Origin of the sequence: Ligilactobacillus murinus DSM 20452 = NBRC 14221 (assembly GCF_001591685.1) — a bacterium.
Classification (GTDB): Bacteria; Bacillota; Bacilli; order Lactobacillales; family Lactobacillaceae; genus Ligilactobacillus; species Ligilactobacillus murinus.
In genome coordinates this window covers 1-16,019 of record NZ_BCVJ01000047.1, presented here as the reverse complement: position 1 = coordinate 16,019, position 16,019 = coordinate 1, and the positions used below count along the sequence as shown (strand labels likewise).

Here is a 16,019-nt window from a genome sequence, read left to right as displayed (position 1 = left end):
CGCCGGTAGATACAACGACACCAGGTGAAAAAGAAGGTACGATCGTTGTAACATATCCAGACGGTTCGAGTGAAGAAGTGACAGTGAAGGTCAAAGTTGGTACTGATGCAGATCTGTATGATCCAGCAGGTAAAGATATCATGACGCCAGTGGGTGGTACACCAGCCCCAGGAGACGGAATTGCCAATAAGGGCGACCTTCCACCAGGCACGAAATTTGAATGGAAGATGCCAGTGGATACGACTACACCAGGCGAAAAGGAAGGCACGATCATCGTGACGTACCCAGATGGCTCGACTGATGAGATCACAGTGAAGATCACGGTCACAGATAACAAGACTGATGCCGATAAGAACGAACCGATCACCAAGCCGATCGAAGTTATTCAAGGTCAAGTACCAGATGCTAAAGATGCGATCGCAAACTTAGGCGATCTGCCGGCCGGTACTAAAGTCGAATGGGTCGAAATGCCAGATACGTCTAAAGTAGGCACGTTCAAAGCGTTAGTCAAAGTAACGTATCCAGACGGCTCGGTCGACATCGTTGAAACAACGATCACCGTCAAAGCTAAAGCAACTGCTGGTGGACAAACAACAAGCACTCCAAGTCAAAAAACAGAGGCGCCAATGGCGACCCCAACAACTAACAAGCAAACACCACCAAGTACAGCTAAGACTGAGTTGCCACAAACAGGTGATTCAGACGATCAAAAGGCTAAAGCGCTTGGAGCAGCCTTAACTGGCTTGGCAGGACTTGCAGGTTTAGGTGCTTTGAAAAGTAAGAAGAAACGTGAAGAAGAATAAACGTTGACCTTAAGTTGAGACTTACTCAGCTTAAAAGAGGCAGGCTATTTCAAGTGATTTGAAATATGCCTGCCTCTTTGTGTACAAAAAATAAGACCTTGAGTCGTTTCAAGGTCTTAAATGATCATTTCAAGTTTTCCTCAGTGGAGCGAGCCACTAATACATCACATTTAGCTGTTCGGGTCACATGAGAAGCAACAGAACCAGTTACGATGCGGTGTAAGAAGCTCTTACCAGTCGAACCAACAATGATCATATCAATGTTGTATTCAGGTTGGAAATCTTCGGTGATCACGATCTTAGGATTACCAAAACGAATGTGGACATTGACCTGATCGGACTTAAAACCGTGCTTTTCAATGAGTTCTTCACGTAATTTGAGTAAATAAGCTTCGTTTTCTTGTTCGATGCGATAGATCTGTTCCCCATCTAAAGCGATCCCGGCGCCACCGTATTCGAGTGAATTAAGGTCTAAGACACGCAAAATGTCTAAATGAGCCTCATTTCTTTTAGTTACATCGATCGCAGTTTCTAACGCTACATCAGAACCCTTAGAACCATCGATCGCTACTAATACACGTTCATAATTAAGTGCCATCATGCATCACCTTACCTTTATCTCTTTATTTAATGATACTCCCTTGGCTTAAAAATCTGCAAGCGATATCCCTTAGTGAAGCGGAGTCAAGCCAGCTAGCATTTCTAATAAGCAGATCACAAGTAAGATCATGAAAGGAAGATTGAACAAAGCGTTTCTTATGACGGAATAGTCGATCGGTGCAAATAATTTTTGACGTTGTGTATGCCAAAAACGATATAAATAATAAAGTCCCCCGAGTGCTAAACTTCCCATGATAATGGTGCTGATAGTTGTGGCAGTATTTTCTGAGGATAACTGTAAAAAACGGTCTAAAAAATCAGCTAGGATCATATTATTAAAGATATGCACAGCGATCGCATATTTGAGACCGTAACTCACAGTAATATAACCGAGCAAAAGTCCTAAAATGAAGGCGAAGGGTGTCTGGACGATGTTACCATGGTAGATGCCAAATAAAATAGCTGAAAAAATAATTGCAAAACGAACACCATAGCGTTTGAAGTTTTGCAAAAGAAAACCGCGAAATAAGATCTCTTCTCCAAACGGGGCTAGAAATGAACCATAGATAAACATCGAGAGCGTTTCATTAGCTCCAGTAGCACTTTCTTCTTGGCTTTGAGCACTCAGATGAAAGAAGTTTAAGAGCATCTCGATCAAGGCACTGTTGTAGCTGAAAATGATCTGTGTCAGACCCAAAAAGCAGACCCATTGAAAAATTTTGTGGGCAGTTGGTTGGCGATAAACATCAAAAAGTTGGCGTTGAGTCTTTTTATTTGTGGCAACAAAGATAATGAACAATTCGGCTGCAACTGCAAAAAAGTATGGGACGCCACTTTCATCGGGATTTTCTGGATTTAAGATGCTAAGTGCTACTAAAATAGCAATATTAAATGCTATTAAGCAGGAAAGGCCGACCCAAAGTGTCTTTTTGAGATCTTTACGTTCAGTTTTTTCCATATAACAAAACCTTCTTTCATAAAAAATAGAGCTGAGAAGGGACTCTCAGCTCTATTATCACCCAACTTCATTTAATAATTCAAGATGTTGTTTCTTCAGGTCGGCAAGTTGTTCTTTACTGATCTTGTTTAGTTCGTAAAGCTTTTCTTCGATTTGTTCTAAGACTGCGATCCGATCAGCCACACTGCTAACAAAATCGTATTTGTCGCCATCGATGATCAAAAGTGGCGAAGAATCGTATTCTTCCATCCAAACATCGTAATGACGTAAAAGACGTTGGTAGTATTCAACTAAGGAAGGGTCACGTTCGACTAGTTCATAATCACGACCGCGTTTTTCGATCCGTTTTAACATTGTATCGTAGGACACTTTGATCGTGATCATCAAATCAGGTGACTTCTTATGGGATGCAAATGGTAGTTCTTCCATCATATTTGAAAGTAAGCTCTTGTAGATGTCGTATTCGACTTCAGTTGCGTTGCCCATTTCGGTGTTCATCTTCATGAAGATCTCGTCTTCGTAGATCGAGCGGTCCAAGATGTTGTTGTCTTCTTGCATAGCAGCCTTGATCATCGCAAAACGGCGGTTTAAGAAGAATGTTTGCAAGAGATAGGCATATGGGTTAGTTGCATCTTTATCGCCAGCAGCACGCTTTTTAGCAGCGATCTCGTTACCCTTGTAGAAGATAGGTAAAACGGGATTATCTTTGACGGGTTCGTAATATGCTTTAGTGCCTAATTCTTGAGCTAAAATTTCGGTTAAACTCGACTTCCCAGAGCCGATGATTCCTGATAGTGTGATCAAAATGATTGAAGCATCCTTTCCTATAAGATCTGGTTAGTGTTAAATTATTTAAGTACCTCTACAATCATACTCGGAAATCGATCAAAAATAAAGCGTATCTTGTGTTTTTTTAAAATTAACCACAACATGTTGTGGGAAGGCTTGTTGAAGATGATCTGATAATATAACTTGCTTTTACTGATTTTAGTCACGTATACTGAAAATATACTTATCTTAGGAGGCTCCAAAATGAAATCTGTATATCTTGCATCACCATTTTTTAGTCCAGCTCAAAAAGAACGGATCGCTAAAGTTAAAGCTGCTTTGAGCAATAATAAAACGATCGATCCCAAAAATATCTTTATTCCTCATGAACATGAATATAAAGCAGCTGAATTTGGCAGCTTTGAGTGGCAAAAAGCTACTTTTGGCCTTGATACTAACCAGATCGATGCGAGCGATGTAGTCGTAGCGATCGTGGACTACAAATTAGAAGAGACTAAAGAAAACGAACCGGACTCAGGAACAGCCTTTGAGATCGGTTATGCTTATGCGACCAAGACACCAGTGATCGTTGTGCAATTTGATCCTGAAAAAGAAGTCAACTTGATGATCGCCCAAGGTTTGACAGCTTATTTTGATGTTACAAAAGAAGGCTTGGCAGCTTTGGAAGAATATGATTTTGACGAATTGATGCCAAAATTTTGTCCCCGTCCTGTGATCTAAATAAATTTGCCTAACTCCTACTATGTGGTAGGGGTTATTTTTTTAGACTTATTGCTTAAAAAATAAAGTTTAAAAAAATATTTCACATTTGTGGTATTTTACACTTGTAAAGTATCACGAATGTGGTATAATTATTTTTGTGGAGGTGAGGACCAATGGAGATCGACATCAAAGGTTACCTACGTGAAAAGGAATTGACTATTTATGAGGTATCCAAGAGGTCGGGTTATGGTTATACGACCCTTCATAAATCGTTCAACAAACAACAAACTCGTGCAACTTCCCTAAACTTGCGTGATCTTGATGCCTTAGCTAGGGCGCAACATGCAACGATGTGGCAAGTTTTGCAAGAGCTCGAAGAAAACTATATGAATTGGAAGTAATGTAGTATTACGATTTATGATCCAAAAAGCTCTGGTTGACCACTTGGGCTTTTTTCGGCAGACAAGTGTTTTTGTTTGCAATGCAAAATTATAAGTTGTATATTACAAGCGTTATAAATCTAAAAAATTATTTAAGTAAAAAAAGCGAGGGATTATTTATGGCTAGATATACAGATCCATTTGGAGACATGGACGACATCTTTAATCAATTATGGGGTAACAATGGTTTAAGTTCAGAAAGTAGCCGTTATATGATCAATGGTCATGAAGTTACACCTGAAGAATTCAGACAATATCGTCAAACAGGTCGCTTGCCAAATCAAGCTCAACAACAAGCTGCAATGCAACAACAAGCTGGCCAACAAGAAGGTAGTGTTTTGCAAAAGCTTGGTCGTAATTTGACACAAGATGCACGTGAAGGTAAGTTAGATCCAGTTATTGGACGTAAAAAAGAGATCCAAGAAGCCGCTGAGATCTTGGCTCGCCGGACAAAGAACAATCCTGTTTTAGTTGGGGATGCTGGTGTTGGTAAGACGGCTGTTGTTGAAGGCTTAGCCCAAGCGATCGTAAACGGCGATGTACCAGCTGCGATCAAGAATAAAGAGATCGTAAGCATTGATATTTCTTCACTTGAAGCTGGGACTCAATATCGTGGTAGTTTTGAAGAAAACATCCAAAACTTGGTCAACGAAGTCAAAGAAGCTGGCAACATCATCTTGTTCTTTGATGAGATCCACCAAATTTTGGGTGCTGGTTCGACCGGTGGCGATAGTGGCTCGAAAGGTTTAGCTGATATTTTGAAACCTGCATTGTCTCGTGGTGAAATTTCAGTTATCGGTGCAACGACACAAGATGAATACCGTAACACTATTTTGAAAAATGCTGCTTTAGCACGGCGTTTCAATGAAGTTGTCGTTAATGAACCAACACCAGAAGATACCTTCAAGATCTTGGAAGGTATTCGTAAACTTTACGAAGATCATCACAATGTTGTCTTACCAGACGATGTTTTGAAAGCAGCGGTTGACTTATCAGTCCAATATATCCCACAACGGACATTACCTGATAAGGCGATCGACTTAGTAGATATGACGGCTGCTCACTTAGCCTCACAACATACAGTTACAGATGCTAAGCAGATCGAAGCTGAGATCAAGAAAGCTAAAGATGAACAACAAGCTGCTGCTGATAAAGAAGACTACGAAGAAGCTTTGAATGTTAAAGCTAAGATCGATGAATTAGAAGCAAAATTAAACAGCAATTCGGAAGCCCAAAAAGTTACAGCAACAGTTGATGATGTTGCTCAATCCGTTGAACGTTTAACAGGTATTCCTGTATCTAAAATGGGTGCAAGTGATATCGAACGCTTACGCAACATCGAAAGTCGCTTGAAGGGCAAAGTTATCGGTCAAGACGAAGCCGTTGAAGCTGTTTCACGTGCTATCCGTCGTAACCGTGCAGGCTTTGATGATGGCAACCGTCCAATTGGTTCCTTCTTATTCGTTGGACCTACAGGTGTTGGTAAGACTGAATTAGCTAAACAATTAGCTTATGACATGTTTGGCAATAAAGATGCGATCATCCGCTTAGATATGTCTGAATACTCAGATCGGACAGCTGTTTCTAAATTGATCGGGACAACAGCAGGCTATGTTGGCTATGATGATAACAGCAATACTTTGACGGAACGTGTTCGTCGTCAACCATACTCGATCGTTTTGTTAGATGAGATCGAAAAGGCTGATCCTCAAGTTATCACCTTGTTATTACAAGTACTTGATGATGGCCGTTTGACAGATGGTCAAGGTAATACGGTCAACTTCAAGAACACAGTGATCATCGCAACTTCAAACGCTGGCTTTGGTAATGAAGCATTGACAGGCGATGAAGACAAAGACGAAGAGATCATGAAGAAGTTAGCTCCATACTTCAGACCTGAATTCTTGAACCGTTTCAACGCAGTCATCGAATTCTCACACTTGACCAAGGAAGACTTACACCATATCGTTGACTTGATGTTGGCTGACGTAAATCGTAACTTGGCTAAGAAGGGCTTAGACTTAGAAGTTTCTGAACCTGCTAAGGAATTCTTGATCGAACAAGGTTACGATGAAGCTATGGGGGCTCGTCCATTGCGGCGTGTCATCGAACAACAAATTCGTGATAAAGTAACTGACTTCTACTTGGACAACATTGATGTTAAGCATTTAGAAGCAGATATGAAAGATGGAGCTTTAGTTATCGCAGAACGTAAAGACGATGCTAATGAAACGAAAGCAAAAGACTAAAATTCCTTCTAAACAATGAAATAACACACTTAAGCAACCGTCAGTTCTTGACGGTTGCTTTTTTTGTATTGTGTGCTTATGCTTGAGATGAGGGGGGAGAATAATGCAGACTAAAATAGAATTTCGGAAACGACAATTAGAAAAATTGGCGAATGCAACACTAGAAACTAACGCCTCTGGAAGCAAGTTAGCCGAAAAATTATTTGCTACAGACATGTGGCAACAAGCACAGACAGTCGGACTAACGCTAGCAGGTGAAATTGAAGTACCGACTGAGTTGATAAGTATTCAGGCTAAGCGTGAGGGGAAAAAAGTTTTTTATCCGCGCACGTTGCCGGGACGCCAGATGGTCTTTTTACCAGCGGATACAAAAAAAGAGCTTGAGATGAGTAAGTTTGGTGTCTTAGAACCTAGATATGATGCTAAAAAAATTCAAACTGACATAGATCTTTTGATCGTTCCGGGGATAGCCTACGCTTTAGACAGCAAGATCCGTTTAGGTTTTGGTGGTGGCTACTATGATCGCTATTTAAAAAATTTCCCAGGAAATACTGTATCTTTGGTAGCGCCAGCAATGGCTTATCCAACGGCTCAGTGGCCGATAGATGAATTTGATGTTCCACTCCAAAATATGATCACGCTGACAGACTAAAAATTTAATGCCGTATAAATAGCGCGGGTCCCACCAACATCATGGTGGAGCTCGCGCTATTTACTAAGCAACATATTTTGTGTTACTCATTATTTCATTTTCTTTTGAACGTAATTTGATAACCAAGTCAAAAGTGTGATGATGATGAGGTAGATCAAAGCGATGATCGTCCAAACTTTGAAGCCTTCAAGGTTACGAGCGATGATGATCTTACCAGTCTGAGTCAATTCCAAGATACCAATGATCGAAAGGATCGAGGTGTCCTTTAAGGTAATGATGAACTGGTTGACAAAGGATGGCACCATGATCTTGAGTCCTTGGGGCAAGATAACTTTACGCATTGCGGTACCAAATGGAAGCCCTAATGAACGGGCGGCCTCCATTTGTCCCTTGTCAACGGCTTCGATCCCACCTTTAACAAAAGCGGCAGTGTAGGCACCTTCATTTAACATCAAGGTGATCACCCCAGCGACAAAGGCCGGGATCTTGACCCCAGTAAGCGATGGAAGTCCATTATAGATGAACAAAGCTAGGACTAGTAGTGGTAACCCACGGAAAATATAGATAATAGTGGTGGAGAGACCTTGGGCAAATTTATTAGGCAAGATCCCAAGTAAACCGATGATCACCCCAAAGATCGTTGCACAGATGATCCCGACGATCGTTAAGTAAAGGGTCTCACCTAGCCCTTTTAACAAAGCTTGGCGGTTTTGTTTTAATAAGCCAAGAAATGTGCGTTCACTATTGCCATCTTTTTTAGCTTCTTTTTGGGCAGCTACCGTTTTGGAACTAAGATAGCGATCAACGATTTTTTGATATTCGCCATTTTTCTTGATCTTAGCTAAGCCAGCATTAAATTTTTTGAGTAATTCTTGATTTTGTCCCTTCATCACAGCAAAACCGTAATAGCCACCTTGGGCTGGTTTGGTGACGATCTTAAGGGCGGTTCCGGTTTTGATCGCATATTGCATGACAGGAATATCTTCAAAACATGCGACCGAATTTCCATTGACGACATCATTATACATATTGTCAGAATCATCAAAAGTAACCGTAGTAAATCCATATTTGTCTTTTAAAGATACGGCATATTCACCGGCTGCCGTGCCAGTTTTGATCGCTACACGTTTGCCACGCAATTGTTCGAGTTTAGTGATCTTACTGTCTTTTGCAACAGCCATGACAAAACCAGTTTTGTAGTATGGTTCTGAAAAATCGAATTTTACTTTACGCTCATCAGTCATTGCCATTCCGGCCATGACACCATCCAATTGGCCTGATTGGAGCGATTGGACAGCGGCATTGAAACCGACGGGCTTGATCTCGACTTTGAAATTTTCTTCTTTAGCGATCGCTTTTAGAAGGTCAATATCGATCCCGACGTATTTATTATCTTTATTGGCAAATTCAAATGGTGGATAAGTAACGTCTGTTCCGATCTGATAAGTTTTTTCTGCATGCGCTGTAGAGCTGAAACTAAAGAAAAATAGGCATGCACAGAGTAAACTCACGAGTCCAAATAATTTTTTAGTCATAAAAATACCCCTTACAATGATATATATATTAATATACCATAATCAGGGTTTTAAAAATGGATAAATTCTTTAATTAATATTTGAGCAGAAAAAAGAGGAGATACGAGTAATTATGCTATAATGAGAGCGATTGATCGGAGATTTTTTATGAAAGAAGGGCTTTTGGTGAAGATCATAGGAATTGCAGGTTGCTATAAGCGTGATGGGATCACAAAGCAGATGTTAGATCAAGTTTTAGCTAATGTTGGACCTGAAAATGAAGTCGAACAGATCTTTTTATTGGACCATAAGATCTATCCGGGAAGTCCTGAATTAGATAATCTCGTTGAAAAATTAAAGCAAGCCGATGTTTGGGTCTTAGCGGCTCCGACGTATTGGGGCGCGTTGTCAGGTGTGATGAAGAACTTTTTGGATTGTTTACGTCAATTGACCTTACGTTTTGATAAAAATGGCGATCCGCATCCGCTGGAGACTTTTTTGCATAAACACTATGTTTTATTGACGAATTGCTATACTAAGACTTGGGAAAACATGTTCACTGGAACGACTGATACAGCTTTGCGCACGATGGATAAAGTTATGACAACTTTAGGCTTGATCAAAGCAGGTGAGGCAGTTCAAACCAATACATATTTTTTAACGACTTTACCGGCTAAAAAGCAAGTCGAGTTAAGTCACTTAGGCCAAAAGGCTGGTAGCTTACAGCGAAAGGATGATCAGACTGTGAAACGATATATCGAGTTATTTTTCATTGTAGCAGCGATGGCTTTTATCACGATGTTGATCCAAACGGGAGTCTTACATCTATTAGGCCAAACACTGGGATTTTGGAACAATTATATTTCTTTTGTGGTGATCTTTTTTATTCTATTATCGATCACACTGCATTTCTTTACGGTCGTCAAACACAAACGTAAGTAAAAATGCTGGGCATTGATGACGTGCTCAGCATTTTTTATTTGTTTAAACTTTAACGATCCAACCTTCAGGCGCTTTTTTATCGCCAAATTGGATCCCGGTCAATTCATCATAGAGTTTCTTGGTGACGGGACCAACTTTTGTCTCTGAATAAAAGACGTGCAATTTGTCACCGATCTGGAAACCACCGATCGGAGAGATCACAGCCGCCGTCCCACAGGCACCAGCTTCGACTAAGTGATCAAGATCATCTAAGTAGATATCGGTTTCTTCAGTCTCCATCCCTAGGCGCTCTTTGGCAAGATAGAGCAATGAATATTTGGTGATACTTGGCAAGATCGAAGGGGAGCTTGGGGTAACGAACTTGTTATCGTTAGTGATCCCAAAGAAGTTAGCCGAACCAACTTCTTCGATCTTCTTATGTTCAAGTGGATCTAAATAGATACAGTCAGAAAAGCCTTGTTTTTTGGCTTCAGCCCCGGGTAAGAGACTAGCTGCATAGTTACCGCCAACTTTACTTTGACCAGTCCCTTTATGAGCAGCCCGGTCGTAATTAGCCGCTAAGAAGTTAGTAGGTTGGAGCCCACCTTTAAAGTAGTTACCAACAGGCATTGCAAAGACGGTAAAGATGTATTCAGAAGCGGGATGAACGCCGATATTTGGTCCGACCCCGATGATATTTGGACGTAAGTAAAGGGTGCCACCTGAACCATATGGAGGAACATAGGCTTCATTTGCCTTTACCACTTGCTTTAGAGCGCCGATGAACATCTCTGTCGGCACTTCTGGCATCAATAAACGTTGGCAGCTTCGTTGTAATCGCGCTGCATTTTGATCAGGCCGGAAAAGATTGATGCTACCATCTTTACAACGATACGCTTTTAAGCCTTCAAATGCAGCTTGACCATAATGAAAGACAGGTGAGCCTTCATTGATCGCGATCGTTGCGTCCTCAGTCAAGCCAGCTTTGTGCCACTGGCCATCCTTATAATGTGCTCGATAACGATAGGGTAGCTCCATGTAGTCGAACCCTAAATTTTCCCAGTCAAGATCAACTAGATCAGTCATAAAAATTCCTCCTTTGTAGGCTGGTTAGATCGCCTTATATGGATTATAGCACGCTTTAGAGAATTATGAAAAAATAATTAAAACAACTCGATGATTAAAGCTTATTATTTTTAACAAACTCGATAAACTCTTGGGCTGCGAGTGATAATTCGACATTTTTACGCCACGCTAAAATATGTTTACTGTGACGAAGTGGAGTAAAGGGGATTAAGTTCGTTGCGAGCCGGTGTGTTTTGCGCACAACGATCCCCCAAGATGCGTATTTTTACATCTGGGGGGTCTCTTATTATCTTCTAGGAGTATAGATGTACTACGGTCGCTTTTGGTCAGTGGCCTTTTTTTGTTTGCGCCGTTTAGCTAAGAATTTTTCTAAACGTGGGAGATAGAGCATGAAGATCACACTGATCAATGAACTTAAGGCGAAAAATAGCAATAAAAGTAGTGTTAATAGTAGCATTTTTGAAACGTTATTTAAAACACAGGTAATGAAGATCCCACTAACGATCAGCGTGATGATAGTTAGGATAATAGTATAACGTTGTAGTTTAGCGCGATATTTTTGCATAGGGAGCCCTCTTTTCTAAAAAATATTATACACGATAATAGTGTGCTATACTGTAAAATAGAAATTTTATTGAAAGAGGGTCAGGGTTTTGATCGATCTGCAAGATATTTTGGCAAAAATGAATCTAAACCAAAAGATCAATTACGATAAAGTCATGATGAAGATGGTCTCGACATGGCAAAAAGACCAAATTCGCCCCAAGATCTTACTGCACTCCTGTTGTGCCCCATGTAGTACGACGACACTTGAGCGCATGACAGAATTTGCGGATGTGACGATCTATTTTGCTAATTCAAATATTCACCCCCGGGCGGAGTACCAACGGCGTGAATATGTCCAACAAAAATTTATCCATGATTTCAACGAAAAGACCGGAAATAACGTGCAATTTGTGGCCGCCCCATATAAACCTCAAGAATATTTCCAAGCAGTACGTGGGTTAGAAAAAGAGCCTGAAGGAGGCGATCGCTGTAAAGCTTGTTTTGACTACCGGTTAGATATGGTAGCCAAAAAAGCAGTTGAGTTAGGCTTTGATTATTTTGGGAGCGCATTGACGATCAGTCCACATAAAAACTCCCAAACGATCAATTCAGTAGGGATCGAGATCCAACGTTTTTACGACGTCAATTACTTGCCAAGTGATTTTAAAAAGGGCAATGGTTATCGACGTTCAGTTGAGATGTGTAAGGAATATGACATCTACCGTCAATGTTACTGTGGTTGCATCTTTGCTGCTAAACAACAGGGTGTTGATCTATCGCAGACTAGACGGGATGCCTTAGAATTTATGGAAGGTAAGAATGGGACCGAAGAATTTCCCGAGATCATCTTCCAGATCAATGGTGAAGAAGTATAGGGAGGCATTTTAAAATCGTGAAAAAAGGCATTTTGGGAATATTGTTACTATCGCTCGTTTTAGCTGGATGTAGCAGTAACTCTACAGCAAAAAAAGAAAGTACAAATGAAAGTTCATCCACTGTGAAGACCACCAGTTCAAGCACAAGAGCGAAGGCCTCAGCTACGAAAATCGGTGTTTGGACGACTCAAAAGGATACTGAGTTAAGTAGTTTTATCAAGCAGTGGGAAAAAGTGATGGATCAAACGTACACGCAATATACGGGAGAAACCAATTTGACTACTGCTAATGGAACTGTCTACCCAACTGAGTTTAAAACGGCAACAGTTGATGGTCAGCCTGCAGAACTTGTCTGGGATCCAAAAGGAACTCAAAAAGTGGGTTATGCTGTCGTTGCACTATATAATTACAATAAAAATACTGGTGGCAGTATCACTTATGCCTTTACGATCAAAGATGGCACTCCGCTCGTACTTGTAAACGAAACAGACACTGCTTCAAATAACTGGACACAAACAAAAAATAACGATTTAAAAGAAAATTTTGCCAATATTTATAATGGCAGACCAACGACAACAGTTGGCTCAGCTAACGAAAAAACAGCAACTGATGATGCTTACAGCGACGGGAGAAACGGTTATATAACTACTCCGGTTGCAATGCGGGGAACTTGGTATGCCAAAAGTTATGGTAAAATGTCTAAGCTAGAAGTTAGTGAACATGAGATCGTTTATACGTCTGAAGGTGAAAAGCCTGCTAAAACGATCTTATATCGTCCAGGAAACGGTAGAAAATTTGACACAGATATCGCTGTGCAAGAAGCACGCCAAGAATGGGGAGCTGCCAGTGAAGTTACGAAAAATGATTTGAATTATATCAATGTTCGTGGATGGTACCAAACTGCTGGGGCTGGGACTTTCTATGCAGCTCATACCGAGTTGATCGATGGCAAGCAAACACCGGTCGTAGTAGTTGGTGGTGGGGCTGGCGCATGGACGAGCACAGTTTATTATCAAACTGAAGCTTTAGCAGAACAACAAGCAGAAGTTAAATACGATGATTTGATTTACCAATAAAATAGGTTCTAGATAAATATTAAAACGCCTGTGACTTAGTGTCACGGGCGTTTTTAATACTAGTGAGGAATAAAGAATTCCTGTTATAAAATATTTTCGTCAGTGCTAAGCAGCCTGATCGTTTTGCCGTCAGTCGTGGTAAAGGTCAACGTCGAACCAATAATGATGTCAAGATAGTCTGTTGTTTTGATACTCGCGAGCATTTTTCGAGGTAAGATATAAGTCCGTTTATTGATGAGACCACTGGTAAAGATAAAGTAGTCTGGGGTATGAGCCATCCGTGTTGTTAGTGGTTCAAATAATAAACGTGACAACAAAAGTATCCCTGTAACGATCACGCCTAAAGCACTGAGCCAACTCATGAAAAATTGCAGGATAAAGTATAAGCTTGCCCCTAGAATGCCAATTTTTAGCAAATATCCTAGCTGGTAGCGAACCTTAGGCCGATAGCTTGGAAGCTCAAAAAGTTCGCGCGGGATTCGAGGGAAATAACGGGCTAAAGTCGGTAAGAGCTCATGTGTTGGTAATAGAGGAAATAAGAAATTTTTGGAGCGGTTTTCGTCTTGGTCAGTATCACTGTTAGCCAAGATCGCGGTAATACAGGTCAGTTTAAAGAGTCGACGATTAAGATCACTGGTCAACTCTAGCCCAACGATCGCAGACTTAGGGATCGTATTTTGGTCAGTGGTAAAGAAATGATTTTTAACGATAAAATTATGCTCAGTTTCCCATAACGAAAACTTGGCAAAGCTTATATAGTGGTAAGCGAGACTAAAAAGGAGCGCACCACTGACTAAGACCGCCCAAAACCATAGCGCCGTGAGATCAAAGAAACGTTGTAGCTGTGGAAACTGCTCTTCTAATTGAAGGACTAAGGCCAAATAAGCTAAGTATCGTGTGGAAATAAGGCCAGTTTTTACAATTGTTAGGAAATCAGCTTGTGATTTTTCAATGAGGCTTGCTTTGTTTTCTGTAACTATTTCCGTAGCGGGCTGGAACGCGGCTAAAAATTCCTGTAATTGCGCTAACTGCTCAGGGGTCAAAGCAAAAAACTCAATTGCTTCTTCGGTGGTACTGTTGTTGAGATAGATCTGGATACCTTGCGTGCGGAAGAATTTTTGATAGATAGTCTGTTCGACGCGGAAGTTTGAAAGCGTGTGGCTGAGCTCAGCTTGTTTGAGTTTGAGCGTTGTTTTTGCAATGACCCCAGTTGTGAGCGTCAAAGTATCAGCCTCAATGCGGTAGGTGGTAGTGAAATAGCGTAAAAAAATCGCAATGAGCGAGCTAGTATAACCCAGGAAAAGTAAAAGTGTCCAAAAATTGGGAAGAATGAAGATAAAAACCAGCAAGGGCAAGTAGATCAGACCGTTACGGACAAAAAATTCCGTATATTTGACTGCAAAATATTTCACCGATTGATGTCTAGCCTTCATCACGCCCACCTACTTTCACGGGAAGCTGGAAGTCTTCAGTGATCCCGGCAAAACTAGCTGCCTGTGCGATCGTTTGAAAATTTAGTCTTTTTAATTTGAAAAGCTGTAAGTAGACATTTGTACTTTCTGAAACAATATATATCTTTTCAAGCGGGATCGTAGTTTTTGAGTAAAAGAAACGGCCTTTGGTAACGATGACGGCTGTAGAACTAAAACTGAGTCGAGCATATTTCCAATAAAAAAAGCTACGTAGACAATCTAAAACAAAAACAATACTCCAAAAAAATAAGGTGGGTCGAAAATAATTGCCATGATCGAAGTGTTGGAGTAAAAAATATCCCAGTAAAAGCAGCAGTGTGTAAGTGATAAAAGCTAATGAGAACCTATAATACAAGTATTGTTTGGCAACAGTAAAGGTTTGCATCTAAATCCCCCCCAATGGTCTTTTCTTTTATTATACTGTTTTCGGTAAGCGTTTTCTATAAATCAAACTAAAAAGCGCATCTCCCAAAGAGGAAATGCGCGGGTAATTCTCAAATTAATAGACTTGACCGACTTTAGAGCTTATCAAAGTCGAATTCAACACTTTCAGTGTTTTTTCGGATAATCGAATATAGACGTTTAAAGATAGGGTCTGGAATAAGGTAACTAATATCTTCAGACTGCGAATCTTCAAGCTGGACTGGCACATTTTTGATCTTATGACCAGAGATTTGAATATCTTTTTTTACGATAGTCATGTCTTTAGCCAAGTTCTCAGTGTCAAACGCACGAACACGTCTAAATTTAACCATTGTATTCTTCCCCCTTGCAAAAATTACTTTAAATTCTACCATAGTAATTTGCAAATGCAAGAAAAATTTTAGAATTTATGAAAATATAAAGTTAAGATTTTTTTAACATATAGACTTTTCCTAGATATACCAGCAATGTAAGCAGGTAGGCATATGAAAGTTTTATCCTAGTCACTGGTTAAGCAAGGTGGGATATGTTATGGTTAAAAATCATTAACGGCATCGCTACTAATCGTTGCCGATCGCTGCACTGACTTGAGCCGATAAATTACGCCAGTAGAGCAGATCATTATCTGCTAGATCTTGTGAAAAGGTCTCAAATCCTTTTCGCGGATGAACTTTGGCGATCTCTTCTCCCAGACTTCCCGTAATCGTTAAGATCATATCGGGCTTTTCCCACGCGGTCCCCCAATATGGACCCTCAAGTGCTGTGTCGAGCATATCTTGGACACCGTCTTGCGTCATGTCGTTGATGACACTTTCTCTGGTAGCTGTGTTATAGCCATTTGCTTTTAGCCAAGCTAACTTTTCGAGTGCTTGGGGTAGATCATTTGGTATTAGATGTAACATTGATATTTTCC

18 protein-coding genes are annotated in these 16,019 nt (G+C 40.5%); 8 read left to right on the top strand and 10 right to left on the bottom strand.

Translation table 11 applies throughout. From position 1 onward, the window contains the following. Positions 1-803, top strand: an 803-nt coding sequence (locus tag LMU01S_RS08300) for a Rib/alpha-like domain-containing protein (RefSeq protein WP_156470398.1), incomplete at its 5' end; no start/stop codon positions are given. Positions 804-927: 124 nt separating this feature from the next. Here the strand turns inward: LMU01S_RS08300 and LMU01S_RS08295 are convergent. The 3 genes from LMU01S_RS08295 to LMU01S_RS08285 all read right to left on the bottom strand — a co-directional run bounded on the left by LMU01S_RS08295 (position 928) and on the right by LMU01S_RS08285 (position 3,165). Further along, positions 928-1,401: a universal stress protein gene (locus LMU01S_RS08295; RefSeq protein ID WP_056958879.1), complete on the bottom strand. Its 474-nt coding sequence runs from the start codon at positions 1,399-1,401 to the stop codon at positions 928-930. A gap of 72 nt (positions 1,402-1,473) precedes the next feature. Next, the gene (locus LMU01S_RS08290) at positions 1,474-2,361 is read right to left on the bottom strand and encodes a CPBP family intramembrane glutamic endopeptidase (RefSeq protein WP_056958868.1); all 888 of its coding nucleotides are present in this window, start codon (positions 2,359-2,361) and stop codon (positions 1,474-1,476) included. A 57-nt stretch (positions 2,362-2,418) separates the two neighbouring features. Next, entirely contained in the window at positions 2,419-3,165 is a 747-nt protein-coding gene (locus LMU01S_RS08285; protein ID WP_056958869.1) for a deoxynucleoside kinase, read from the bottom strand. 228 nt (positions 3,166-3,393) lie between these two features. On the opposite strand from LMU01S_RS08285, the gene LMU01S_RS08280 reads away from it, so the two are divergent. The 4 genes from LMU01S_RS08280 to LMU01S_RS08265 all read left to right on the top strand — a co-directional run bounded on the left by LMU01S_RS08280 (position 3,394) and on the right by LMU01S_RS08265 (position 7,193). Then, positions 3,394-3,870: a nucleoside 2-deoxyribosyltransferase gene (locus LMU01S_RS08280; RefSeq protein WP_004051005.1), complete on the top strand. Its 477-nt coding sequence runs from the start codon at positions 3,394-3,396 to the stop codon at positions 3,868-3,870. A gap of 155 nt (positions 3,871-4,025) precedes the next feature. Next, complete coding sequence (locus LMU01S_RS08275) at positions 4,026-4,253, top strand: hypothetical protein (protein ID WP_004051003.1); 228 nt, start codon at positions 4,026-4,028, stop codon at positions 4,251-4,253. 158 nt (positions 4,254-4,411) lie between these two features. Then, entirely contained in the window at positions 4,412-6,541 is a 2,130-nt protein-coding gene (locus LMU01S_RS08270; protein ID WP_056958870.1) for an ATP-dependent Clp protease ATP-binding subunit, read from the top strand. Between the two features lie 103 nt (positions 6,542-6,644). Beyond that, positions 6,645-7,193, top strand: a complete 549-nt coding sequence (locus LMU01S_RS08265; RefSeq protein ID WP_004051000.1) for a 5-formyltetrahydrofolate cyclo-ligase — start codon at positions 6,645-6,647, stop codon at positions 7,191-7,193. A gap of 89 nt (positions 7,194-7,282) precedes the next feature. Here the strand turns inward: LMU01S_RS08265 and LMU01S_RS08260 are convergent, their stop codons facing one another. Further along, the gene (locus LMU01S_RS08260; protein ID WP_056958871.1) at positions 7,283-8,728 is read right to left on the bottom strand and encodes an amino acid ABC transporter substrate-binding protein/permease; all 1,446 of its coding nucleotides are present in this window, start codon (positions 8,726-8,728) and stop codon (positions 7,283-7,285) included. A 165-nt stretch (positions 8,729-8,893) separates the two neighbouring features. On the opposite strand from LMU01S_RS08260, the gene LMU01S_RS08255 reads away from it, so the two are divergent. Continuing rightward, positions 8,894-9,649 carry a flavodoxin family protein gene (locus LMU01S_RS08255; RefSeq protein WP_082613053.1) on the top strand — a complete coding sequence of 252 codons (756 nt, stop codon included), beginning with the start codon at positions 8,894-8,896 and terminating at the stop codon, positions 9,647-9,649. 42 nt (positions 9,650-9,691) lie between these two features. Here the strand turns inward: LMU01S_RS08255 and LMU01S_RS08250 are convergent, their stop codons facing one another. Further along, complete coding sequence (locus LMU01S_RS08250) at positions 9,692-10,714, bottom strand: branched-chain amino acid aminotransferase (protein WP_056958872.1); 1,023 nt, start codon at positions 10,712-10,714, stop codon at positions 9,692-9,694. A gap of 310 nt (positions 10,715-11,024) precedes the next feature. After that, on the bottom strand, positions 11,025-11,279 hold the full coding sequence (locus LMU01S_RS08245) for a hypothetical protein (protein ID WP_056958873.1): 255 nt from the start codon (positions 11,277-11,279) through the stop codon (positions 11,025-11,027). An 88-nt stretch (positions 11,280-11,367) separates the two neighbouring features. Between LMU01S_RS08245 and LMU01S_RS08240 the strand changes: the two genes are divergently transcribed. Together LMU01S_RS08240 and LMU01S_RS08235 are read left to right on the top strand one after the other, a co-directional pair. Then, on the top strand, positions 11,368-12,135 hold the full coding sequence (locus LMU01S_RS08240; protein ID WP_004050993.1) for an epoxyqueuosine reductase QueH: 768 nt from the start codon (positions 11,368-11,370) through the stop codon (positions 12,133-12,135). Positions 12,136-12,152: 17 nt separating this feature from the next. Beyond that, entirely contained in the window at positions 12,153-13,211 is a 1,059-nt protein-coding gene (locus LMU01S_RS08235; protein ID WP_056958874.1) for a DUF4767 domain-containing protein, read from the top strand. A gap of 83 nt (positions 13,212-13,294) precedes the next feature. On the opposite strand, the gene LMU01S_RS08230 is transcribed toward LMU01S_RS08235, so the two are convergent. The 4 genes from LMU01S_RS08230 to LMU01S_RS08215 all read right to left on the bottom strand — a co-directional run. Beyond that, positions 13,295-14,644 carry a PH domain-containing protein gene (locus tag LMU01S_RS08230; protein ID WP_056958875.1) on the bottom strand — a complete coding sequence of 450 codons (1,350 nt, stop codon included), beginning with the start codon at positions 14,642-14,644 and terminating at the stop codon, positions 13,295-13,297. After that, positions 14,634-15,068: a PH domain-containing protein gene (locus LMU01S_RS08225; RefSeq protein ID WP_056958876.1), complete on the bottom strand. Its 435-nt coding sequence runs from the start codon at positions 15,066-15,068 to the stop codon at positions 14,634-14,636. The genes LMU01S_RS08230 and LMU01S_RS08225 overlap by 11 nt, the downstream gene beginning before the upstream one ends. A 133-nt stretch (positions 15,069-15,201) precedes the next feature. Then, positions 15,202-15,438, bottom strand: coding sequence for a hypothetical protein (locus LMU01S_RS08220; protein WP_061773568.1), 237 nt, complete (start codon positions 15,436-15,438; stop codon positions 15,202-15,204). A gap of 228 nt (positions 15,439-15,666) precedes the next feature. Then, a partial coding sequence (locus tag LMU01S_RS08215) for a hypothetical protein (protein WP_225354623.1) occupies positions 15,667-16,019 on the bottom strand: 353 nt, incomplete at its 5' end.